21 protein-coding genes and 1 pseudogene are annotated in these 22,079 nt (G+C 57.7%); 4 read left to right on the forward strand and 18 right to left on the reverse strand.

Features of this window, described 5'->3' with window-relative positions:
- Positions 1–3 precede the first annotated feature (3 nt).
- From BJP07_RS00305 to BJP07_RS11115, 9 genes and pseudogenes are all read right to left on the reverse strand, one after another.
- Entirely contained in the window at positions 4–1,005 is a 1,002-nt protein-coding gene (locus BJP07_RS00305; RefSeq protein ID WP_071565525.1) for an iron ABC transporter permease, read from the reverse strand.
- Positions 998–2,173: an ABC transporter substrate-binding protein gene (locus tag BJP07_RS00310; RefSeq protein WP_071565526.1), complete on the reverse strand. Its 1,176-nt coding sequence runs from the start codon at positions 2,171–2,173 to the stop codon at positions 998–1,000. Before BJP07_RS00310 ends, BJP07_RS00305 begins: the two co-directional genes overlap by 8 nt.
- A gap of 156 nt (positions 2,174–2,329) precedes the next feature.
- Positions 2,330–3,502, reverse strand: coding sequence for an acetylornithine transaminase (locus BJP07_RS00315; protein ID WP_071565527.1), 1,173 nt, complete (start codon positions 3,500–3,502; stop codon positions 2,330–2,332).
- Entirely contained in the window at positions 3,499–4,434 is a 936-nt protein-coding gene (argB, locus tag BJP07_RS00320; RefSeq protein ID WP_071565528.1) for an acetylglutamate kinase, read from the reverse strand. The genes BJP07_RS00315 and argB overlap by 4 nt, the downstream gene beginning before the upstream one ends.
- Positions 4,435–4,443: 9 nt before the next feature.
- Positions 4,444–5,604: a bifunctional glutamate N-acetyltransferase/amino-acid acetyltransferase ArgJ gene (gene argJ / locus BJP07_RS00325; protein WP_071565529.1), complete on the reverse strand. Its 1,161-nt coding sequence runs from the start codon at positions 5,602–5,604 to the stop codon at positions 4,444–4,446.
- Between the two features lie 61 nt (positions 5,605–5,665).
- Positions 5,666–6,721: an N-acetyl-gamma-glutamyl-phosphate reductase gene (gene argC, locus BJP07_RS00330; RefSeq protein WP_071565530.1), complete on the reverse strand. Its 1,056-nt coding sequence runs from the start codon at positions 6,719–6,721 to the stop codon at positions 5,666–5,668.
- Positions 6,722–6,885: 164 nt separating this feature from the next.
- Positions 6,886–8,232 carry an NADP-specific glutamate dehydrogenase gene (gene gdhA, locus BJP07_RS00335; RefSeq protein WP_071565531.1) on the reverse strand — a complete coding sequence of 449 codons (1,347 nt, stop codon included), beginning with the start codon at positions 8,230–8,232 and terminating at the stop codon, positions 6,886–6,888.
- A gap of 135 nt (positions 8,233–8,367) precedes the next feature.
- Entirely contained in the window at positions 8,368–8,553 is a 186-nt protein-coding gene (locus BJP07_RS10910; RefSeq protein WP_143109611.1) for a hypothetical protein, read from the reverse strand.
- A gap of 6 nt (positions 8,554–8,559) precedes the next feature.
- Positions 8,560–8,724 (reverse strand): annotated as a pseudogene (locus tag BJP07_RS11115) (hypothetical protein); the annotation flags it as partial.
- Between the two features lie 278 nt (positions 8,725–9,002).
- Between BJP07_RS11115 and BJP07_RS00340 the strand changes: the two are divergent.
- Positions 9,003–9,746, forward strand: coding sequence for a hypothetical protein (locus tag BJP07_RS00340; protein ID WP_071565532.1), 744 nt, complete (start codon positions 9,003–9,005; stop codon positions 9,744–9,746).
- 428 nt (positions 9,747–10,174) lie between these two features.
- On the opposite strand, the gene BJP07_RS00345 is transcribed toward BJP07_RS00340, so the two are convergent.
- The 5 genes from BJP07_RS00345 to BJP07_RS11120 all read right to left on the reverse strand — a co-directional run bounded on the left by BJP07_RS00345 (position 10,175) and on the right by BJP07_RS11120 (position 15,428).
- A complete protein-coding gene (locus BJP07_RS00345) occupies positions 10,175–11,095 on the reverse strand; it encodes a DUF4365 domain-containing protein (RefSeq protein WP_071565533.1) in 921 nt (306 codons plus the stop codon).
- Positions 11,096–11,127: 32 nt separating this feature from the next.
- Positions 11,128–13,983: a DNA methyltransferase gene (locus BJP07_RS00350; RefSeq protein WP_071565534.1), complete on the reverse strand. Its 2,856-nt coding sequence runs from the start codon at positions 13,981–13,983 to the stop codon at positions 11,128–11,130.
- A 120-nt stretch (positions 13,984–14,103) separates the two neighbouring features.
- Complete coding sequence (locus tag BJP07_RS00355; RefSeq protein ID WP_071565535.1) at positions 14,104–14,691, reverse strand: anti-sigma factor; 588 nt, start codon at positions 14,689–14,691, stop codon at positions 14,104–14,106.
- Positions 14,691–15,239, reverse strand: coding sequence for a sigma-70 family RNA polymerase sigma factor (locus BJP07_RS00360; protein WP_071565545.1), 549 nt, complete (start codon positions 15,237–15,239; stop codon positions 14,691–14,693). Before BJP07_RS00360 ends, BJP07_RS00355 begins: the two co-directional genes overlap by 1 nt.
- A gap of 30 nt (positions 15,240–15,269) precedes the next feature.
- Complete coding sequence (locus tag BJP07_RS11120; RefSeq protein ID WP_177222482.1) at positions 15,270–15,428, reverse strand: hypothetical protein; 159 nt, start codon at positions 15,426–15,428, stop codon at positions 15,270–15,272.
- A gap of 159 nt (positions 15,429–15,587) precedes the next feature.
- Here BJP07_RS11120 and BJP07_RS00365 point away from each other — a divergent pair, with 159 nt between their 5' ends.
- Positions 15,588–17,213: a cytochrome c biogenesis protein CcdA gene (locus BJP07_RS00365; protein WP_071565536.1), complete on the forward strand. Its 1,626-nt coding sequence runs from the start codon at positions 15,588–15,590 to the stop codon at positions 17,211–17,213.
- A gap of 101 nt (positions 17,214–17,314) precedes the next feature.
- Here BJP07_RS00365 and BJP07_RS00370 read toward each other — a convergent pair whose 3' ends face one another.
- From BJP07_RS00370 to BJP07_RS00385, 4 genes are all read right to left on the reverse strand, one after another.
- On the reverse strand, positions 17,315–17,623 hold the full coding sequence (locus BJP07_RS00370) for a hypothetical protein (protein ID WP_071565537.1): 309 nt from the start codon (positions 17,621–17,623) through the stop codon (positions 17,315–17,317).
- A gap of 40 nt (positions 17,624–17,663) precedes the next feature.
- A complete protein-coding gene (locus BJP07_RS00375) occupies positions 17,664–19,193 on the reverse strand; it encodes an LGFP repeat-containing protein (RefSeq protein WP_071565538.1) in 1,530 nt (509 codons plus the stop codon).
- Positions 19,194–19,687: 494 nt separating this feature from the next.
- Positions 19,688–20,185 (reverse strand): hypothetical protein, encoded by a 498-nt coding sequence (locus tag BJP07_RS00380; RefSeq protein ID WP_071565539.1) that lies wholly within the window; start codon positions 20,183–20,185, stop codon positions 19,688–19,690.
- A gap of 41 nt (positions 20,186–20,226) precedes the next feature.
- A complete protein-coding gene (locus BJP07_RS00385; protein WP_255365865.1) occupies positions 20,227–20,673 on the reverse strand; it encodes a hypothetical protein in 447 nt (148 codons plus the stop codon).
- A 522-nt stretch (positions 20,674–21,195) separates the two neighbouring features.
- Between BJP07_RS00385 and BJP07_RS00390 the strand changes: the two genes are divergently transcribed.
- On the forward strand, positions 21,196–21,450 hold the full coding sequence (locus BJP07_RS00390) for a type II toxin-antitoxin system Phd/YefM family antitoxin (RefSeq protein ID WP_071565547.1): 255 nt from the start codon (positions 21,196–21,198) through the stop codon (positions 21,448–21,450).
- A 9-nt stretch (positions 21,451–21,459) separates the two neighbouring features.
- Complete coding sequence (locus tag BJP07_RS00395) at positions 21,460–21,693, forward strand: type II toxin-antitoxin system RelE/ParE family toxin (protein ID WP_071565540.1); 234 nt, start codon at positions 21,460–21,462, stop codon at positions 21,691–21,693.
- The last annotated feature ends 386 nt before the right edge of the window (positions 21,694–22,079 follow it).

Genomic DNA, 22,079 nt, shown 5'->3' on the forward strand with positions numbered 1-22,079 from the left:
GCGCTACACCGCCCTTTGACGGCGCTGGCTGGTCAGCGCGTAGACCAGGAATGGGATGCCGATGATCGAGCTGATGATGCCGATGGGCACCACCACGCCCGGAACGATCAGCTTGGAAAGGATTGAGGAGACAAGCAGGATCATCGCGCCGAGGATCGCGGAGCTTGTCAGGTAGAAGCGTTGGTCTTCGGAAACCAGGCGGCGTGCCAAGTGCGGCGCCGCCAGCCCGATGAACCCGATCTTTCCGCAGAAGCTTACCGCAAGCGCAGTAAGGATTGAGGCGAGGACCAGGGAAAGGATCTTCACTCGCCCGACGTTGACACCGAGTGCTTCCGCACGTGCTTCGCCGAATTTCAGGGCGGTCAGGTTCCAGGCGTTGCGCAGCAGCACCGCGAAAACAACGACAAAGGTTGAAAGCAAGACCCACGCCTGCGGGTATGACGCCCGGGTGAGCCCGCCCATCGTCCAAAAGACAATGTATGACAGGCTTTCTTCGGAGGCCCGGTACTGGATGAGTGACAGGAACGCGTCGAAGAGGAAGTTCAGCGCAATGCCGGCCAGCACGAGCGAGGAGTTACTCATCTCGATGTACTTGCCCACTGCGAAAATGATCAGGACGGAAAGCAGCGCGAGGAGCAGCGCCCCTCCGGTGACGAACACCATCGGCACTGCCATCACGAACACGATCGCGGCACCCAAGCTGGCCGCAGACGACACTCCGAGCGTGAACGGGCTGGCAAGCGGGTTGTTGAGGATCGTCTGCATGACGGCACCCGCCAACCCCAGGCTCATCCCCACTCCAACTGCCATGAGGGCAGCGGGCATGCGCATACGGAAGAACGCAACGTGCTCGACCGAGTCAGGATCTAGCACAGCGGAGAAGTTTGAGAGCTTGATGTTGGCGGGGCCGACGCATAGATCCGCCACGAAAAGGACTACGACCGCCAAAATGGCAAATGCGACCAGTAGCCCTTTCGGGAGGCCTTTTTCTGTTGCCTTACTCATACTTGATGAACCAGGTTCCCTCGTATGGGATTGGCATGTAATTGTCGAAGTACTCCTTGATCAGGGCTTCCGGATCCAAGTCTGCGAACTCGTCTGGGTGGAAGAGCTTGGCAAGCTGGGCGTAGGAGTAGAAGTCGAGCATTTCGCGGGTCATCGGGTGCCCGATGGCGTAGAGCTCGTTGTTCTGGATAGCGGTCAGCTTGTCCCAACCTTCGCGCTCACGGTAAGGCTTGAGTGAAGCAAGCGCTTCGTCCTTCGACACCGAAAAGCCCATCTTGACGGAGTCCGGCTGGTTGGCCCAGAGGGAGCCCGCAAAAATAATCTTGTCCGGGTTGCTGACTAACACCTGCTCTGCTGACAGCGCTTCCGCGTCGTTGGGGGCCATGAAGTGCGTGGCAATGTTGTCAGCGCCTACGGCGTTCAAGATGGCGCCCCACATGATGTCAGCACCGTAGGTGTTGCCGAACTCGGTCGGACCGCTCGAGCTGGTTTCAAAGTACACCGAGGTAGAGCGGTCGAGCTTCGCGGCGCGCTCCTCAATGTCGCCGACCACGTCTTCGTAGAACTTCGTGATCTCGTCGACGTTCTTGGTCAAACCGGTAGCCTCCGCAATGATCTTTGTGGAAGCGAGGTGGTTTTCCAGTTTCTGACTGTGGTAATCGATGTAGATTACCGGGATGCCCGTTTTTTCAGCGATGACATCCATTTTTGCCTTTTGGCGAACCGGAGCAATAACTCCGTCGACACCCATCGTCAGAAGTTGTTCGGCGGAGATCTGATCCTTCGTCGCATCACCAATCTTCGGGATATCAGCAAGCTCCGGGTTCGCCTCAAGCAAAAGGTCCCATAGATCTTGTCGGTTCGCCTCGAGGCCTTTGTCCATCGCAGCAATCTTGGACGTGTAGTTGTCCCGGTCGAGGGCCGCCATCGTCAAAAGCGGCCCGCCTGACCCAGACAGCTGGATGGCGGCGTGTTCGAGTGGTTTCTCCAGCTCAATCGTGTTTCCCGTGATATCCGTGATGGTGAGGGTGTGTGCAGCATCCGCGACGGTTTGGCTCGCCTCTGGGGCGGCCTCGTCGTTTGCTGGTGAGCTACATCCGGTCACCGACCACATCATCGCGGCGCTGAGAATGACAGCTGGGAAGGTTTTCTTGGCAGAGAAGGCCATGCTCTCGACTTTCACGTTGGGTTGGTTGTACCTATTCCGAGCAAGGAATGTAGAAGGCACAAGGGTGGAACGCCCACCCCAATCACAAACGTTCAATTAATGAATTGAACAACCAAATTACAACACATGTGAAGACGATCCGTCAAGCCTGTCGGCTTACTGTGAAGCCTCCGCAATCGCGGCCGCGAGGCCCTCAACCGCCTGCGCAATCTCCTCGTCACTGATCACCAGCGGCGGCGTCAGGCGGATCACGTCGTCTGCCGGCGCATTCAGGATCACGCCGTGCTCGAGGCCCAGCGTGACGACGCGCTTCGCCACCGGCTGCTCCAGCACCACGCCGAGCATGAGCCCACGCCCGCGGACCTCTTTGACGCCCGGGATGGCCGAGGTGGCGTCGTAAAGCACTTTCCCTTTGCGACGCACCTCCGCGAGGAACCCTTCGTCGATGGTGGCCAGCACTGCCCTGGCCGCCGCGCACGAGACGGGGTTGCCGCCGAACGTGGTGCCGTGGCTGCCCGGGGTGAAGAGCTTCGCCGCCTCGCCGCGGGCAATCGTCGCGCCAATCGGCAGGCCCGCGCCGAGACCCTTCGCCATGGTGATGACGTCCGCGAGCACGCCCTCGTGTTGGAAGGCGAAGAAGTCACCGGTGCGGCCGACGCCGGTTTGCACCTCGTCGACGATGAAGAGGATGCCGTACGTGTCGCACAGCTGGCGCACCTGAGTGAGGAAGCCTTCCGGGGCGGGAATGACGCCGGTCTCGCCCTGGATTGGTTCCAGGATGATCGCCGCGGTGTCCGACGGGTCCTGCTCTACCAGTGCGGTGAGCGCGTCGATGTCACCGTAGGGGTAGAACTCAACGCCTGCGGGCATGGGTTCGAACGGCTTTTGCTTGTCGGGCTGGCCGGTCATCGCGAGCGCACCCATGGTGCGCCCGTGGAACCCGTGCTGCGCTGCGAGGATGCGGTGGCGGCCGGTCAGTCGCGCGAGTTTGAAGGCGGCCTCGTTGGCCTCGGTACCGGAGTTGCAGAAGTAGACGCGGGCGGTGTCGTCACCGACGCGCTCCCGGAGTGCTTCGGCAACCTCGACCACGGGTGCGGAACCGAACAGGTTGGAGACGTGGCCGAGCGTCGATAGCTGGTTGGTGACCGCCTCAATGATTGCCGGGTGTGCATGTCCGAGCGAGTTGACCGCGATGCCGGCCAGCATGTCGATGTAACGCGCACCGTCGGCGTCCGTCACAATCGCGCCGGAGCCTTTCGTCAGCTCGACTGGTGGAACCGGGTAGTTATCGAGAAGCGCGCCCGCCCAGCGCTGTGTGAAGTCCTTCATGCGTCATCCTTTCTAAAAATGGTGCCGTCCGGGTACTGGGAACGGTCGTAATCATCTGGCAGAACCATGGTGCCCACCCCACCCATCGTGAGCAGTTCGAGGAGCACGGAGTGCGCGACGCGCCCGTCGATGACGTGGGCGGCTTTCACCCCGCCCTGCACTGCGGTCAGGCATGCCTCCATTTTGGGGATCATGCCCGTGTCCAGTGCTGGCAGCATCTGCTCAAGGTCGCCGGCCTCGATCTTGGACAGCAGCGAGTCCCTGTTCGGCCAGTCCGTGTAGAGGCCCTCCACGTTGGTGAGCACCACGAGGCGCTCCGCGCCGATCGCAGCGGCAAGCGCACCGGCGGCTTCGTCGGCGTTGATGTTGTACACCTCGCCGTTTTTGCCCGGCGCGATGCCGGAGACCACTGGGATGCGTCCTGCTTCGATGATGTCCATGACGGCGGCGGGGTTCACGTCGGTGATCGTGCCGACAAGCCCGATGTCGCGGGTTTCGCCGTCGACGTCGACGGTGCGCCGTGTGGCGGTGAACAGGCCGGCGTCCTCGCCGGAGGTGCCCACCGCGTACGGCCCGTGGGAGTTGATCTTGCCCAGCAGGTCGCGCCCGACTTGGCCGAAGAGCACCATGCGCACCACGTCGAGGATTTCGGGGGTGGTGACGCGGAACCCGCCGACGAACTCGCCGCCGTCGAGGCCGAGCCGTTTGAGCATCGCGCTGATCTGTGGGCCTCCGCCGTGCACAACCACAGGTTTTGCGCCGACGATGCGCAGGAAGACCATGTCGGCGGCGAATGCGGCCTTGAGGTCTTCGTCGATCATGGCGTTGCCGCCGTATTTGACCACCACGATTTTGTCGCGGTAGTGCTGCAGCCACGGCAGTGCCTCTGCCAGGACGGTTGCCCGCTGCTCGCTGCTGAGATTCGCTAACACGACTGCCTCCTAGCTGCTGTATGCGGAGTTGATTTCGACGTAGGCGTGCGACAGGTCGGTGGTGCGCACGGTGGCGCTGCCCTGCCCGCTGGTGCCGAGGTTGACGACGACTTCGATGTCCGCACCGCTTAGGTCCACGTCGCGCGCGCCCGGCGCGCCCGCGGACTGTTCGCAGACGGTCTGCCCGTTGAAGGTGACGGAGATGTTCTCGGCGTCCATTTCGGCGTCTGCCATGCCGACGGCGGCGAGTACGCGGCCCCAGTTCGGGTCGGAGCCGAACATTGCGGTCTTGACCAGGTTGTCGCGCCCGATGACCCGTGCTGCGTTGAGTGCTTGAGCGTCGTCGGTTGCGCCTTCGACGGTGATGGCCACGCGCTTGGTCACGCCTTCGGCGTCGGATTGCATCATGGCGGCAAGCTGTGAGCAGGCATCCTGCATCGCGGCGTCGAGTTCCTCTTGTGTCGGCGTGGTACCGCTTGCGCCACTGGCCATGACGATGACGGTGTCGTTGGTGGAGGTGGAGCCGTCGATATCGAGGGTGTTGAAGGTGGTGGCGACGGCGCTCTCGAGCGCGGTCTGCAGCGCCTGGCTTGTCACGTCGGCGTCGGTGGTGATGCACACGAGCATCGTGGCAAGCGAGGGCGCCATCATGCCGGCGCCTTTGCCCATTCCGCCGAGCGTCCAACCGTCGCCCTTGACGACGACCTCTTTCGCCACCGTATCCGTGGTTTTGATTGCGACGGCGGCGTCCGCGCCATGGTCGCCGAGTTGCTTCACGACGACCCCGATACCGCTTTCTACCTTGTCCATCGGCAGCACGTCACCGATAATGCCGGTAGAGCACACGGCGACCTGCGAGGCGTCCGCCCCGATGCCTGCGGCGGTCAGCTGCTGCATCGCCTTGGCGTCCTCGAAGCCCTGCGTGCCGGTGCAGGCGTTGGCGTTGCCGGAGTTAAACACGACGGCTTGGAGCGCGCCGCCTTTGATTGCCTCGCGGCTGACCTTGACCGGGGCCGCGAAGACTTTGTTGCGGGTGAATACGGCTGCGGCCGCTTGCTTGGGCCCTTCGTTGACTACGACGGCCATGTCTGGCTTGCCGGATGCTTTGATGCCGGCCGAGGTTGCGGCGGCGCTGAATCCTTTGGGGGCGGTAACACCAGTGGTGCTCATGATGAAATGTCCTTTACGGTCCTGTTCGAAAAGAAGTGTTGAGATGGGGTGTGGTTGGCGGTTACGGGGCCACCCCGGCTCGGGAGAGCCCCGCGGTCTCCTCAAACCCGAGTGCGAGGTTCATGCACTGTATGGCACCGCCGCCGGTGCCTTTGGTGAGGTTGTCGATGGCGCTGGTGACCACCAGTTTCTTGGCTGATTCGTCGACTTCTACTTGCACGTGGCACATGTTCGAACCGACGACGTGCTGCGTCTGCGGCTGCTGCCCCGCCGGCAGGAGCGTTACGAACGGCTCGCCCGCGTAGGCGGATTCGTAGGCCGCGCGGGCAGCGGCAGCGTCCACGCCCTGGGCAAGCGGCGCCACCACGGTGGTGAGGATGCCACGCGGCAGCGGCGCGAGCACCGGCGTGAAGCTGATCCCGACCGGAGTCTGCGCCACTTCCTGCAAGTTCTGCTGGATCTCCGGGGTATGCCGGTGCGTGCCGCCCGCGCTGTAGGCCTTCAGCGAGCCCATCGTTTCCGCACCCAACATGGCAACGCTGGCCTTCTTGCCGGCACCGGATACACCGGTGACGGAGACGATAGTCAGGTCCGGCTCGACCAGGCCGGATGCGACCGCTGGCCACGCCGCGAGCGTAGCGCCCGTCGGGAAGCAGCCGGGCACCGCGATCCGCGTAGCAGCTGCGATCTGCTCGCGGTGGCCGGGAAGTTCCGGCAGGCCGTACGGCCAGGACCCGGCGTGCTCGGAGCCGTAGTACTGCTGCCATGCGTCGGCGCTGCGCAAGCGGAAGTCCGCAGCGCAGTCGATAACGGTGACCTCTGGCGGCAGCGCTCCGCCGATCTTCGCGGAGTGCCCGTGCGGCAGGCCAAGGAAGACAACGTCTTGGCCCGCGAGGACCTCCACGGTGGTGGGTTCGATGACACGGCTGGCAAGCTCAGGCAGGTGCGGCATGAGCTCCCCCACCGAAGCTCCCGCGTTGGAGGCCCCGGTGAGCGCACCGATTTCAAGCTTGCCCGCGAGGTATGCCGGGTGGCCGAGCAGCAGGCGGAGGATCTCACCGCCGGCGTACCCGGTAGCGCCCGCGACTGCTACTTTCAACACTTTTTGCTCTGACATACACGGCAGCGTAACAGATATACGGCCCGGTGTATGTTATTCAGAAATATTTTTTACCCACCACCCCCGAAAACGCGATTACCCACCGCCGAACCGGTATCAAACCAGCATCGACAGTGGGCAACCGTGCGTATTTTATGCCATTACCGCATATTCATACATTCCTAGATGACACCCTGCGCCAGCATCGCGTCAGCAACCTTCTTGAAGCCCGCAATGTTCGCACCAGCGACGTAGTCCCCCTTCATGTCGTACTCCTCCGCGGTCGCGTTGACCGTCTTGAAGATGTTCGACATGATCTCGTGCAAACGCTGGTCGGTGTACTCGAAGGACCAGGAGTCGCGCGAGGCGTTCTGCTGCATCTCCAGCGCGGAAGTGGCCACGCCACCAGCGTTGGCGGCCTTGCCCGGCGCGAACGCGATTCCCTTCTGCTGGAAGTAGTGGGCAGCCGCTGGGGTGCACGGCATGTTGGCGCCCTCGGCGACGTAGCGGACACCATTGTCCACGAGGAGTTTGGCGTCGTCACCGTTAAGCTCGTTCTGGGTGGCGCACGGCAGGGCGACGTCCGCCTGGACTTCCCACACGTTGCCGTCCCGGTGGTACTCGACGCCCTCGCCGGCCTCGGCCGCGTAGGTGGAGATGCGCCCGCGGCGCACTTCCTTGACGTCCTTGAGCAGCTCGATGTCCACGCCGTTCGGGGTGGTGACGTAGCCGGAGGAGTCCGACATCGCAACCACCACGCCGCCGAGCTGCTGCACCTTCTCCGCCGCGTAGATAGCCACGTTGCCGGAACCGGAGACGATGACCTTGGAGCCCTCGAAGGACTCGCCGTGCGTCTGCATCATTTCGGAGGTGAGGTAGACCAGGCCATAGCCGGTGGCCTCGGTGCGCACGAGCGAGCCGCCCCACTTCAAACCCTTGCCGGTGATGACGCCGGACTCGTGGCTGTTTTCCAGGCGGCGGTACTGGCCAAAGAGGTAGCCGATCTCGCGGGCGCCAACGCCGATGTCACCGGCTGGCACGTCGCGGTACTCACCGATGTGGGTGTGCAGCTCCGTCATGAAGGACTGGCAGAACCGCATGATCTCGGCGTCGGACTTGCCCTTCGGGTCGAAGTCGGACCCACCTTTCGCGCCGCCGATTGGCAGGCCGGTCAGGGAGTTCTTGAAGATCTGCTCGAAGCCCAGGAACTTGATGATGCCCAGGTTCACGCTCGGGTGAAACCGCAGCCCGCCCTTGTATGGGCCGAGCGCGGAGTTGAACTGTACGCGGAAGCCGCGGTTGACCTGGATTTGCCCATTGTCATCGACCCACGGGACGCGGAACACAAGTTGGCGCTCTGGCTCGCAGAGCCGCTCGATGAGGCCGTAGTCAGCGTAGTGAGGATCCTTGTTGAGGACGATCTTGAGGGAGTCAAGCACTTCCGCGAGCGCCTGGTGAAACTCCGGCTCCCCCGCGTTCCTCATCTGCAATTTGCCGTAGTAGTCAGAGATCTGTTGATCGATAGACATGCGAATCCTTTCTTCGTAGCGCCCCTTCCGTGGCGAGCACGTTATTGTCTGGACCCCTGCTAGTTTTCCCTTATTGCGCGAGCAGCGCAGCAGAAAACAACGCCAATTTTTGCGACATAAGTCACATTTTCTGCACTATCTCGCCAGCCCATCGTAGTGGCTCATCATCGGCGTGAAGAAGGAGGTGAAGAACACCAGCGCCTTCGGGTTCGAAATGTTGGTGACGTACCCCAGCCGCACCGAGGCGCTCGGCGTGCGCGCGGCCACGCTCGATACTTCTTGCTCTTCATTACTTTTCGACGTCCCCTTCGCCCGCCTCACGCTCCCCTACAAGCCAAACGCGCCGAGCAGCATCAGCGCCACCGACCCCGCCAGCGGCAGCACCACCGATAGCGCCGGCACGACGTGCAGGAGCGCCTCAATCCCGAGCAGCGCGAGTACCGACCACGTTGCCACCCCAAGCATCGCCCCGAGTGCCGTCCAGAACCCTGCCCGCTGTCCGTAGCGTGAAGTCTAAGTGCCGATAGCCACAATGTCCGGTCCCCGTATCGCCATCACGGTTGCCCACGTGAGCACGTCTACGAGCACGGACGTACCTCCTATGTTTCGGGCCAATGATTTCAGTAGGTGCCAGGATATGCACTCTCTGTGAGATCCGAGGGCGATTCTGAACCCGAACATATCTGCGACTGCGAGCGATCTTGCTCACCGGAATGTCGGACTCGTTCGGTACATTGCAGCAACACCAACAACACCGAAGGAGTCCAATCATGACAACGCCCACAGCGCGGTTCTACGGCTACCCGAAACGCCCCGTCCCCGATATTTTCGGCGGCTCCGACTGGGACGTGCCCATGACCGACCGCGATAGCGACTCTATCTTTTTCCTCGTGGAGTACCTGAAAATCACCGACCCCGAGAACGCGAACGAGCCGACGGCCTACAAATTACTTCGCGAGCTCAGCGACGAACACCGCACAATGGAAAAGGGAGTATTTGACCGACTTTGCGAGACACCAGGCATCCTGGAGGAGAAGGACCAGGCGTTTTACCGGGTGATATTCCAGTTCCGCCAGTACCAAGCCGGGCAGCTCGTGGCCAAAGCCCTGGAGACCACCGACGGAAACCCGTACAAGGTGGTCGGGATGATGCGCTACCACCACCCATCTATAGAATGCGCCTGGGTTGTCGACGCCGTCATGAAAACCACCGTGGAGGAAGCACTGAAAACGCTCGGGAGGGACCACAGCCTGCAGGCCGTCGAGCAGTTGTGGTTGGAGCTCAACGAGGAGGCGGACCTGTTCGCACAGACGAAGCAGGTGCTGCGCCTCGCCGGTTGGGCGAAGGACGTCGCCGACATCCCGCGCAGCAGCAAGGCGATGAAACAGATCTTGTTACAGGACCAGCGCGAAGCCGCCTGGACCGTGATTGACCAGCATCTCACGGAGCCAATCAACGCACTCATAGACCAGCAAGAAGAGGAAGATCCGTGGGCGGTGGACTGGGACAGCTAGGCCTTGTCCCCTGCTTGCTCGCTGGTCATCTTCGCGTAATTGGCGAAGAGCAGCAGTTGCGCGGGTGCTGCATCTAGTAACACAGTGGTAGAGGCCATCCAGTATCGCAAGAGAAATCTCTTGCTGGATACTCACCACACCGCTATCGTTTCAGTCTTCTGAACACCGCGCCACCTGACCCATTTATCAGTTCTTTCTGCCATAGGTTGGTTTGTTCCAGGTTGGATACTCGAAATTATCCCACCAGCTGACCCCGTCAGCTTGATTGTGCCCCCTAAGAAACCTCCAAAGCACAACTGTAGGACCTTGATGTTGATTCCCCTGTGTAAAAGGGTTAATTAGGCTTTACTTTACAGTCACAAGCTTGTGCTCATGACTGGGCCCTGAGGCATAACCTAAAGTTACACCCTTGGATATTAGTCCGACATTTAAGCTAGTGCTTCGAGTATTTTCAAAAGCCTTCTGAACTTCACTTTTATAGACGGAGCCACCCGATCACCATAGTAATCCGCAGTCCGCGCTTCATTGATACTATTCTCGCTCTGACGTACGTCAAAGAATCTAAACGAGAACACTTCGTCTACCAATCGATTTATCTCAATATCTAAATCGCGGGAGACCCGGCCGTTATAAGCGGCCCACATCTCGGTTATCAACTGGCAACACAAATCTGAGACGTCTCCGTTGTCCAGAGCATCATTGTAAGCTCTTCCCAGAGGGTACTTGTAGAGAATGAGATTGTGGATCATCGGAAAATTGTCACTGACAAAAGCCTCGAACCTCGGCCAGTCATTTGGTTTCAATTCCAACAACGTATTCATATCCAGTTCGATTTCCGGCGATAATCTAAATCCGTGCATGGTTATTCCAAGGCGGTTGTACTCATTGTCAGACTTCGGCGTAAGAGGAAGCACCACTGACGTCTTCCATTGAGCCATGTCATACGTCTTCTGTCCGTCTTCCATGTCAAATAGCACCTCTGCAAACGACCAAGGAGGAAACAACTCAACAGTGCCGTTACGTACGAAAGCCAGTACGATAGTATTACCGCCTTGGGCAGCTTCCGCCCACTGCTTCAAGTGCTCAGCTTTAATCCTGTTATCCACTGTTGCTTTGACTTGGACGTTGACGAGCTCAGCGGTAACTTCAAATTCATAGTTATCAGCGTTAGTGTCTAGTCCCTTCACCTCCTCTGCTGTCAAAATCGTTTTGGGAACTTGAGCATACAAATCTATTCCATAATCGCGACCTTGCGAACTTGCAACGGGAAAGCCTTGAGTGCCCAACGCAGTAGTCAAATAACTCTCTGCGTTAGCTCCTTTGATATGGCGACTGCTAATTTTTGGCATTTTCCTTCTTTGCTATTTCGGATTCTTCCGAATCATTTTTGATCTGCTATCAATGTAGCGTAAGCCGCAAGTAGTATTTCCTGGCGCTGTTTTTCGCTGGTACGTTTTCTGGGCGCTCCAAACGCTTTGTCGACTTCCTTATCCAGCGCGGCGTGTGCCTTGAGCAGCGCCGGGTCCATCGCGAGCGGATTGTAGTGTTCCGCCAGCGAACGCTCTGGGTGCAGTTCACGCGCGGCAAGTACTTTCTTGCCCGCATCAATGATCCGCTGGCGAGTCTTATCATCGAGTTCTGGGACGGGGAACGTGTTCCACGTCAGTGTGTTCGCGAAGCGAAGATCAGACTTCATTCGTCCGCCGACGGTGCGTTGCCACGTGATGAACATTGACGATGAAATGAGCGAGAAAGCAAATCCGGTGGGATCTTCGACGGTAAATGCTAGGTTGCTCGCGATTACGTCACCAGGGACCTGCTGCGCGGTGAAATACGGGCGCGTTTCGCTCACGACAGACGGGATCAGCAAGTAATCCACTACGGGGCGGTCCTTATTCGGCCTCATCAAATGAGGTGTGCCTCGGTACTTGTACGCGTCACCGCCAGTTGACGAATTCTCGCGAAACTCTTTACAAGCTGTAACTCGTTCTTTTAATACGGGCGACTGAGCAATATCCGATGGATCAAAGTCTTCGTCCGCCATCCACAGGCACCACCTGTCGAGACCACGCACCAGCTCTCGGGAACCTCGGAAAGGACGCAAATACTTGGCCGCTATCGGATCAGCTGCGACCTCGTCGTACTCATCCACCTCGACGAGCAAAAATTTTCCTAACGGCATCGTGCCAAAGTGCGCAGTTGGAAGCTCTACGGAAATTGGATTGTTTATTCGCTCTACGAGCAAATGAGGTCCATCAATCAGGTAAGCATTAATCCCCTGCTCAATCTGCTGTTCTACTGCCTCCCCTTTAACGTCAGGGTAGTCCCACAGGCGCTGTTTCACGCTTCGGTCGCGAGTAAAACCAACAATGACACAGTGCACGGCTGCCTTGCCTGGCGCTTCGGAGTCCCATGCAAACGTGCGGTGTGCGAACTTGATCCGCCACCCATCCCGAATCAACGGCTTAAACAAGGCTGGTACCGCCTGCCCTTGAGTGATGGAGTTGGTTGTGACGTACGCAAATTCACCTTGGCGTTTTGCGAGCAATGTCTTAACTTGGGCGTGCCAGCCAGTTACATAGTCAAGCAACCCATTCGAGTCTTTGCCCCACACAGTCTTCAGCTCGTCACGCTGCTGTTTGGACTTAGTCTGGTGCCCAATAAACGGTGGGTTACCAAACACGTATGTTTGCCCAGTGGTTTCTGGTAGGACGTTGCGCCAATCCACCGCCAAGGCGTTGGCATGCGTGATGTGCGCGGTAATCGAGATCGGTAGGCGCTCAGGCGCAAGGCCTACGCGGTCGGCGAGTTCGCGGTTGGCCTGATGGTCGACCAGGAACATCGCGGTCTCGGCGATGCGGGCTGGCCACCAGTTCAGCTCGATACCGTAGAACTGACCGATGGAGAGTTTCTGCTCCCACGTAATATCCAACGACATGGCGGTGTTGCCTTCGCGTTCGCGGATCGCGACGATCACGTCGGTCTCAATCTTGCGCAGCTCGCGGTACGCGACGATCAGGAAGTTTCCTGAGCCACAGGCTGGGTCCATGAATACGTGCGTGGCGAGGCTGTCGCGGAACTCACGGAGCTTCTTCACGCTGGTCGACTTCGAGTTGATGAGGCGGTCGGCTTCTTCGCGGAGCTCGTCGAGAAATAGCGGGCCGAGGGTTTTCAAAATGTTTTTCTCGGAGGTGTAGTGCTCGCCATCATCGCGCCGGGCTTCCTTCGATTTCACCAGTTGGAAGAGCGAGCCGAAGATTGCCGGAGAGATGTTGGTCCACTGGAATCGACAAGCAACCAAGATCGCGTCGCGCATCTCCGGGGTGAAGAACTGGGTGGGCATGATGGTTTCAAACAGCGTGCCGTTCACGTATGGGAACGCAGCCATCGAATCGGGGACGCGTCGGCGACGCTCCTCCGGTGTGTTGAGCACCTCGAACAAACCGGCAAGCTGCGTGCCAAGGTTCTCGCTGTTGGTGTGCTCAAGAATGAAACGATAAAACAGGTCCTGCTCCCAGAGTCCAGCATCGTCGCCGAACAGGAGGAAGAGTAGGCGTGTGAGGAACATGGACGTTTCCTGCACCGCGAGCTCCTCGTCCTGCATGTAGGTGGGGGCTGCGTCGCCTACCGCTTCGTCCACCTCGTCGCCGACCATGGCGGTAAACAGGTTCGCCATGATCTTCGATGCTGCGATCGAAGCCCGGGTCTGCTCAACATGCGTGAGCTTGTCCTCATAGCCTGCGAGGAACTTAAGTTCGTCGACGTGGTCCGTAATTTCTTCGAGTAGGAACTCGATGTTGAACCTGGTTTCTGGGTCGCCGAGGCGCATGAGACGGATGCGGTAGAAGTCGGTGGCGACGATGTAGCGGGGTTGTTCGGCGTCGTTGACCGTGCCACCAAGCAGGTAGTCGCGGGCTTGATCGATTGCTACCTGTAGGTCGACGCCTGGTTTTTTGGCTTCGCCGATAACCACGCCTGGCCAGAAGAGGTCGATGTAGCCGCGTTGTCCGCTCGAGGCGCGTTTGGCGTCTTGCTCAAACAAGTCCATGCGTGAGGCTGTGATGCCGAAGCATGCGAGGAGCTCCGCCCAATACGACTGTGCGTATTTGCGTTCGAGTGCGCCTTCGTCGAGTGAGCGCCACCCATCGAGACGTTCGTGCCAGCGGTGTTTGAAGCCGTCGAGGTTGCGGCGCATGGTGGCACGATCAAGACGCGGAGCAGTTGTCACAGAACTCATACAGGTAGCTTAACGGAGGCGCGCGACATGCGAGCGGGCGATCGTCGATAAGCAAGCATGCCTCATACCCATGACCAACCTGCAGGCCGTGCGCGCCCCCACCACACTCCCCTTTTGCGGCTAAAGCTTCACTTTCGCCAGCACCGCACCAGAAGGCTGTGCGGCGCCGGCGGCGACTTCTTCAGTCACAAGAACAGAGGTAGTGTCGCCGGGCAATGGCATCCACACGTCATCATGAGGTTCTTGACCGATGACTCCGGCGGATTTCATCGCACCATCGTCCATAACGGCCCAGACTTGAGCGCCCATGCCATGAGCCAACGCAGGTTGACCATTGACCATGGCGCCGCCCTTGCCCATGTCAGAACTGAGCACAATGTCGAGGGTTGCCCCCATAGCCTCGACCTGGCCCTGGCGGGCATCTTCAGCACCCATCACTGCATGCATCTCGTCAATACCCTGCGCGGTTATGGACTCTGACACATCGTCGTTGCTGAACTGAGTAACCACGACCCCAGAACCGGCAACAAGGAGCACTGCGGCTGCTACCGCGAAGAGACGACGACTCGGCTGCTTGCTTCGAGCAGCGGAGAGATCGGTGACCTGCTCCGTTTCGTCAATACGCGCCATGATCGCGCTTTTGAGCTCCGGCGGCGGCGCAACTGGCGAGGCTGCAGAATTGAAAAGATCCTCGAAATCCTTATCCATCACAGGCCTCCTTTCAATGTCACAGCCTTACGCAACTTTTTCAGGCCATCGCGCACGCGCGTCTTAGCAGTGCCGAGCGCAACACCTGTCGCATCAGCAATTTCTTGGTGGGTGTACTCCCCAAAGTACGCCAACATGAGCGCACTGCGATGGGGTTCCCCAATCGAATCAATGAGTTGTTGAAGCTCCTGCGAGTCTAGCCTGAGTTGCGCTTCATTTTCTGCTGACGCAACCCAAGTGGTGAGTTGCCTCTTGAATTCTTCCACGTCGCGCGCCTGGGCGCTGCGCCAGCTCCTCAGCCGGTCAATGGACCGCGATTTTGTCATTCGAAGAATCCACGACTTCGCGTTGCCACGAGCCGGGTCGAACGTGTGGGCTTTCTGCCACACCTCTACAAACACCTCTTGCGTGACCTCTTCCGCCTGGGCTTGGTCACGCAAAATATGTGTGGCTAGACCAAGAACCTGGGGCGCCAGAGCGTCGTAAAGATCGGCGAAAGCGGACTTATCACCCGCGCGCACGCCATCTAACAGACTGTCTAGTTCCACAGGCTTCAAATCTAGCACTTGCAGCACGAGTTACTTGGACTCTTCCATCATCTTGTCCTCACTCATCATCGCGGAGGATGTCGGGGTCATGGAGCTGTCCATTTTGTTGTCGGTGTCGTTGCAAGCAGCGAGCCCGGTCGCGGCGATGACAATAGCGCTGACGGTAGCGATGGTGCGGTTAATAGACATGATGTCTCCTTCGTTGTGTCGGTATCGTGGGCGCAGTTTTCTGGCCCGTTATCAAGTACTACGGAGCGGCCCATAGCGACGGATTGGAGCAATCCGAAATTGTGGGGTGCTCCGTAGTTCTGGATGTCAGGAAAACGTAATGAAGTAAGGACGTTTGAGATGTTCAGTGTTGTTCTTGTTGGATTTATCGGAGGGGTGATCACAGCGCTGTCACCGTGCATTTTGCCGGTGTTACCGGTAGTGCTCGGGGTCAGTGTGGGGCGCAGGCCATCGCATGTGGTGGCGGGTCTCACCATAAGCTTTGCAGTGATCGCGTTGCTGGGGTCCCTGTTGCTCAGTGCGCTACATTTACCGCCGTCCGTGCTGAGGTGGACGGGCATCACACTGCTGTGCTTGGTGGGGTTGGGCATGATTTTCCCTAAAATCGGGGAGGTCGTACAGAAGCCTTTCGACGCCATCCCACGCCCGTACCAACTCCAGCAGAACGCGAAGGATAAAGGTAGTTTTGTAATCGGGTTGGCGCTCGGAGCAGTGTACGTGCCATGTGCTGGGCCGGTGCTGGCCGCTGTGACGGTGGCGGGCAGTACAGGTGAAATTGGTTGGAATACGGTGCTGCTCACCGTAGCGTTCGCGCTGGGCTCCGCACTACCCTTGTTCATCTTCGCGCTTGCTGGCAACAAGATCGGGGAGAAAGTCGATGTGGTGCAGCGTCACCGCCGCTCAATTGGCGTGGTGGTACTCGTATTCACGCTTGCTCTCGCGCTCAATGCACCGGCAGCGATTCAGCGCTCACTTCCGAATTGGACGGCGGGTTTGTCGCAGCGTTTCGAAAACTCAGACTTCGCTACCAATGCGTTGGGCACAGGCGAGCTCAATACTTGCCGACGATCCGACCCCACTTCCCTCCTCGACTGCGGCCCGGCCCCCGAATTTGCAGGGCTCGAAAACTGGATCAACACCGACCGGCCACCAAGCCCACATGATGGCGGAGTGATGCTCGTCGACTTCTGGGCCTACGCCTGCATCAATTGCCAGCGGGCTGGTGAGCACATCACCAAGCTTTACGACGCCTACCGCGACGTCGGCCTCACCGTCGTCGGGATCCACTCCCCCGAGTACGGCTTCGAACATGATCTGGACAACGTGAAAGCCGCCGTAGAAAAGGAAGGCATCCACTACCCAGTGGCCCAAGATAATTCGTTTGCTACCTGGAAGAATTTCAACAACCGCTACTGGCCAGCGCGATACCTTATTGATCAACACGGCAATGTTCGTCAGATCGTGGAAGGTGAAGGTTCTTACGCAGAGACAGAACAGCTTATCCGGGAATTGCTGCGAGAGGCGAATCCTGATGTGGTGCTGCCGGAGGTCGTCGAAAAGCAAAGCAATGAGTCTGGTACGAAGGACCGCAACCCGGAGACCTACCTGGGCACGACGCGTGCCAAGTACACGACGCAGCAGGGCTACACCGATGGCTCGCATGACTTCGGCGAACAGCCCGCGCCGGAACGATACATGTACACGCTGTCCGGAAAGTGGACGTTGGGGCCAGAATCAGTCGAGACAGACGGCGGGCACATGGACATCAACGTCTATGCCGCGTGGGTACAGCTAGTCGTGTCGGGCAAGGGCGAAGTAGAAGTGGAGTACCCGGACGGCTCCCACCGGACCTTTAATGTTTCCGACGGCACCCTGGACCTCGTGAAAGGCGACACACCAATGGAAGGGGTGCTGCAGATTCGACCTTCAGCGGGTGTGAAGCTCTATTCGCTGACCTTTGGCTAACCACAAAAGCCTCTACCGGCGCCATGCCAGTAGAGGCCGCAGCGTCCTCCGTTCATCAAAATTACTACTGAAACTGGTCTGTCCAGACTGTTTTTGCCACCCTATTCCCGCTCTTCGCTGAAGTAGTACCCAATGATGCGCCAAAGGACGCTGATGATGACTGCGGTAATAAAATACCCGGTGACCACATAGTGAACCATACCGTCACACATCCCATCGTTTTGCGCGTCGTATATTAGATAAACGAGTGCTATTACAACCATCACCACTAAGAATCGGTATGCAGAAAGCACCTTTCGCTTCACCGAAAAGGGGTCTAGGAAGAATTGAATTAGGAACCCAATTATCACGATGCATAAAGCGCTGAACAGCGCGGCCAAAGCACCGAGACTCAGAACTGCAAAGATCATGTTTCTCTCCTAATTCTTTTTGGGGGTAACGCTACGACTTTCATTGTGTCCGATCTTCGGTTCCCTGTGTCACCTGAACGGGATCTGGCTGCCTATTGGTCGTGGTGTCGCTTGAGGTAGGGGTCGCATTTTCAAGGGTTGTTGGAAATGAAGTGGGCATGCTACCACTTTGCAGTGCCGCTTCAATTTCCTCCGAGGATGTTCCTGCTGGGAAGAGCGGAACGCGATCCATACCTTCGCTCAACTGGTAGTCTTCCGAGTCAACCACTTCAGCATCTGGAAGGGCAAATGCGGAGTCCAACTTGGGAACATTCAACGTTCTAACAGAGGTAGTGTTCTTATCTGCGGTGATGTATGTAGCAGATGCAGTCGAAGTTCGCTTCCGCAAATTGTCTGCCAGGCGGGACCATGAATACCGAGCGATAGTTTCGGAGTTCAAAGGCCCAAAGCGAGATGCACCTGAAACGGGCCCCCATGCTTGTACTTGCAGTCTGATAGTCGTGACCCCTGTGACGGTCGTCGGGACGAATCTGAAGTTGATCAACCGGCCGGCACCCTCGGGGTGTCCCTCCAGGGATTTAAGGGTGAAACCGTCTGGAGAAATGGCCTCTACTCGTACTGGGGCAACCACAGGTAATGCTGTGTCAAGGTCGCAAGTATCTCCCACGCGGAGGATGTCAGGACAGCCCGTGAAAGTGAAATATTGATTAAACCGAGTGGTCAACTCTCTATTGAGGGCCTGCGGGGTCCATTGATCACTGATATTGAAAATATCGTAAATCTGGTTGTAGCTACCATATGCAGAGTCGTAGGCTGGTAGGGATGCGGGCCTAAAAGGAACCCATTGAAGGGCATGGCCTTGAAATTCTTGTTGAACTGCGCCGTCATTCAAACGCCGTTCCTCGGATACAGGAAAACCGAACCTACTCTTCTCCCACCCGTGTTTACCCCAGTAGTTTCTAATTTCGCCTAGCACTTTATGCGCGCCGGTGGACGGGCTCCAATAGACCGAACCTCCTTGAAAGTGATTGAACTTTCCTTCTCCGCCAGGAGTGTCGATCTCGTCGGTCGTAGGAAAGCCAAGTGGGCCCATTTCCCAGTCGCTCAAACCCCATCGCTTTTTAATCTCGCCTTGAACATTATGCGCGCCGGTGGACGGGCTCCAATAAATCGAACCTCCTTGAAAATGGTTGAATCGCCCTCCTGGCTTCCGAGTGGGAAGTTCATCTGTGGCGGGATAACCCAGATACTCCCGTTCCCACCCCAATTCCGCCCATTTGTCCCTGATTGCCCCTCCAACTTGGTGGGCGGTTCCGCCATCAACATTGGGATGCCAATAAATAGAGGAATCACGAGCGAAGACTTGAAAACGACCATTCCACGCCGACACGCTTTCGGGAGTCAAGGCATCCCCAAATGTGGGCCATCCACCGAGGCGTTGATATGTTTCTTCAATTCGGCCTCCGATCCAATGCCCATGAAAGACATCGGCGCTAGCTGCACTGATGTCTAAAATGCACGCGGCAAGAAACGCAGTGGCGGAAGGGAGAATACGGTTACTGAATTTCATTTTGCAACCTACTTAGGGAGAGGAAATCAACTTTCTCGTTAGAGTAGCGGATCTGCCTATCCCGCGCAGGACTTTCGTAGCTCCGATATTTGAGAGCGTGTCCTAACAAGCGGTGAACTCGCTATCGCACATGCAGCTGTGCCCCCTGCGCTACCCCAGTAAAAGCACTGCAGATGGCGTTATCGTTACTGTTACGTGCTTCAATACTTCAACTCTGCGCTTTGCAATCCTCAACTCGAGTCAACCCCCTGGCCCGAGCGAACCATTAAATCCAGTTTTTTGTTAGAGCCACGGCTTTAGTAACGTCGTGGCTCTAACAATCTCCTTGCTTTTTCTTCTGGCAAAAACGCAGCACCTTCTGGTAACGAATAGCACCCTTACGCAGTGATTTCCGCCCCACAAGGCGTTGACGTTTGACCAAAGCGGAGAGTCGTCTCATCGCCCCTAAAGCCCTTATTGCACGTTTGATGACGTGGACGTTTTGGTGCGAGAATCTAGGCCCTAGCCTCCTCCGAACGCGACCTCTCTTCCGCAAGTCGTCGTTCGACTTTCACGTTGGACATATAAAGGGCGTCCGTAAAAGCGAGGTCCCCGCCTTCCAAAACCTCTCGAGCAGACTCGGCGACAATGAGCATCGAGCCGTTCTTCGTCCGAACCCCAAGGCCAAACGAAAGGTAGAGGGCTGGCTTGTCCACAATCATGGGAACGAAATCCCAAACACCATCAACCTGGTCGATATACCAACAACCCAGCAGGTAGGTCAATGCTTTCTGACGCTCCTCTTCGCCGAGGCTCGAATCGCGGATCCTCTCCACTGAGCTCCGCGGGAAAGCGGCCCCACGGAGATTCGTGACATCCATATCCGGTGAGACGAGAGGCGGCTGCGAAGTCTGGTATTCGGCAAGCAAAGCGCGCGACCCTTCGTCAATCTTCTTCAGACGCGGTCCGTAGGAATCAGCGAGGAAATGGCTGGAGTGTACGTCGGTGCTCATGAAGCTGCTCCTGTAGGTTTCATGCCGGTGTTGCTACCACTTTAATCACGCACCCATATTCGATTCGACCCGTACGCAAAACCCAGCAAATCACTCCACGTAGCAGGAACGAAATGTTTCGTATCAACTCTCATCCAAGTGATACGTTCCGGATCCTCAAAACTGAGTGTTTGAAGAAACGAATCGCCAGCAATTTCGTACGCCCACAAATCATGGACATTCTCATACTCAACCGAGTTTTTGTGAAACGTTCCCTCGGGTTGAAAGAGGGTTTCAAACCCCACGAAGGTGGTCCCGGTCGACGTTTCTACTTCCAAAATGAGATATAAAAATGTATCAATCCAAGCGGCAGCCCCATGAAACTTCGGCGAGGATACGGCACCTTCAACCCTAGAATTGCTTTCACTCAAAGCATCCTTATTGAGGATTTCCGCCAAATAGTTTGCAGCGGCCTTTAAATCAAATTGATCCTCTGGGGCTATTGCCATTTCTATACATCCAAAGTGAGAACTTCTGTAGGGTCTGCGCCCGCGCGTCACCAGATGCTAACACGCGCCTTACCGAATACGCGTCCTCAGCACGGTGGCCGAAAGAATTCGATACCGACATCAACAGGCAGTGAAGCCCCAGCTTAAGCGTGAGAAATGGGTGGTTCGGCTGCGGCTGTTTACACACAACATGTCCCTTACGCCCAACGAACGCGCTGGGTGCAGTCCACGCGCGGCTGGCAATATCTTTTTGCGTGTCTTCTCTTTCGACTCGGCGACTGGGAAACTCGAGCAAACTGCTGCCCATTCCGGTCGAGGTGTCTAAAGCGTGCGACGCTGGTCGTCGAAAATCAGCCGGGCTGGCCGAAAACGCGCGACCTGCATCGCACTCCTTAAACACCTCGACACGAGCAAAGCGTTGCAGATCAATCGCGCTACAGCACCTTTTCACCACAAGCCTGCATCGGAACGACCAGTGAAATACCGCTGCCAACCGATATGTACAAAATGTACATTTACGATATGGAAACCAAATCAGTGACATCCAGCGAGTTCCGCAATTCGCAGAGCGAGCTACTAGAGGAAGCGCAGCGCACGCCTGTCGTTATCACCAGTCGGGGCAGCCGCGCTCGCGCAGTTGTCGTCTCTCCTACATTCTTTGCCCGCGCTGTCGAAGCTCTCGAGGACCTGGAAGACATCCGCGCCGCGGAAATTGCTCGGCAAGAGGGCGAGGAAATCTCGTTTGAGGACCTCAAAAAAGAACTCGGCTTGGTGTAAAGCGCGGTTATGTCAAACGCCACTTATCGCATCACCTTCAAATCTTCTGCGGCGAAGGAACTACGCAAACTCGATAAGCAGACCCAGAAGCGTATCCTGACCGCAATCGATGCCTTAGCACTCGATCCCCGGCCTAGCGGGGTGAAGAAGCTACGTGCTGAGTTTGACCAGTACCGCAGAGTCGTTTGGGTAGCAAAGCTTGCCCTTTACGCGGGGTCGTGCGCCCTGAGTGAACAATTCTAAGGAGGTTCGAAGAAATGGGCTTCGGCGGAGCGCTTCATAGAACTAACAAGCATGGAAAACCGTGGATGCCCCCATGGTGGTTTTCTTTTGTTGTCCTCCCGCTTCTGGTAATCGCCAGTTTTTACACCAGCCAGTTGACGGGCTGGCGAGGAGTTGCGTCACCAAGCGTAGAAGGCGTTCCGTTGTCCGAGGTGTCGTCTGACGGTCTCATCCCCTACGTTGTGCGATATTTAGCGTTCTATTTTGTAATAGTGCTACCGGGAGCGCGGACATTTCGTTGGAGTGCTGAGGGCTGGAAGGTATTCCGATGCCCGCAAAGTTCCCCGACACCGTCCGCGAGGCCGCAGTCGACAAATACTTCGAAGGCATGACCACACCTGAGGTCT

The organism is Corynebacterium sp. NML130628, assembly GCF_001875665.1.
Classification (GTDB): Bacteria; Actinomycetota; Actinomycetes; order Mycobacteriales; family Mycobacteriaceae; genus Corynebacterium.

Excerpts from the sequence above, each read along its gene's own strand:
- BJP07_RS00305 (WP_071565525.1), bottom strand. The coding sequence starts at position 1,005 with ATGAGTAAGGCAACAGAAAAAGGCCTCCCGAAAGGGCTACTGGTCGCA.
- BJP07_RS00310 (WP_071565526.1), bottom strand. The coding sequence starts at position 2,173 with ATGGCCTTCTCTGCCAAGAAAACCTTCCCAGCTGTCATTCTCAGCGCC.
- BJP07_RS00315 (WP_071565527.1), bottom strand. The coding sequence starts at position 3,502 with ATGAAGGACTTCACACAGCGCTGGGCGGGCGCGCTTCTCGATAACTAC.
- argJ (WP_071565529.1), bottom strand. The coding sequence starts at position 5,604 with ATGAGCACCACTGGTGTTACCGCCCCCAAAGGATTCAGCGCCGCCGCA.
- argC (WP_071565530.1), bottom strand. The coding sequence starts at position 6,721 with ATGTCAGAGCAAAAAGTGTTGAAAGTAGCAGTCGCGGGCGCTACCGGG.
- gdhA (WP_071565531.1), bottom strand. The coding sequence starts at position 8,232 with ATGTCTATCGATCAACAGATCTCTGACTACTACGGCAAATTGCAGATG.
- BJP07_RS00340 (WP_071565532.1), top strand. The coding sequence starts at position 9,003 with ATGACAACGCCCACAGCGCGGTTCTACGGCTACCCGAAACGCCCCGTC.
- BJP07_RS00345 (WP_071565533.1), bottom strand. The coding sequence starts at position 11,095 with ATGCCAAAAATTAGCAGTCGCCATATCAAAGGAGCTAACGCAGAGAGT.
- BJP07_RS00350 (WP_071565534.1), bottom strand. The coding sequence starts at position 13,983 with ATGAGTTCTGTGACAACTGCTCCGCGTCTTGATCGTGCCACCATGCGC.
- BJP07_RS00355 (WP_071565535.1), bottom strand. The coding sequence starts at position 14,691 with ATGGATAAGGATTTCGAGGATCTTTTCAATTCTGCAGCCTCGCCAGTT.
- BJP07_RS11120 (WP_177222482.1), bottom strand. The coding sequence starts at position 15,428 with ATGTCTATTAACCGCACCATCGCTACCGTCAGCGCTATTGTCATCGCC.
- BJP07_RS00365 (WP_071565536.1), top strand. The coding sequence starts at position 15,588 with ATGTTCAGTGTTGTTCTTGTTGGATTTATCGGAGGGGTGATCACAGCG.
- BJP07_RS00370 (WP_071565537.1), bottom strand. The coding sequence starts at position 17,623 with ATGATCTTTGCAGTTCTGAGTCTCGGTGCTTTGGCCGCGCTGTTCAGC.
- BJP07_RS00375 (WP_071565538.1), bottom strand. The coding sequence starts at position 19,193 with ATGAAATTCAGTAACCGTATTCTCCCTTCCGCCACTGCGTTTCTTGCC.
- BJP07_RS00380 (WP_071565539.1), bottom strand. The coding sequence starts at position 20,185 with ATGAGCACCGACGTACACTCCAGCCATTTCCTCGCTGATTCCTACGGA.
- BJP07_RS00385 (WP_255365865.1), bottom strand. The coding sequence starts at position 20,673 with ATGGCAATAGCCCCAGAGGATCAATTTGATTTAAAGGCCGCTGCAAAC.
- BJP07_RS00390 (WP_071565547.1), top strand. The coding sequence starts at position 21,196 with ATGGAAACCAAATCAGTGACATCCAGCGAGTTCCGCAATTCGCAGAGC.
- BJP07_RS00395 (WP_071565540.1), top strand. The coding sequence starts at position 21,460 with ATGTCAAACGCCACTTATCGCATCACCTTCAAATCTTCTGCGGCGAAG.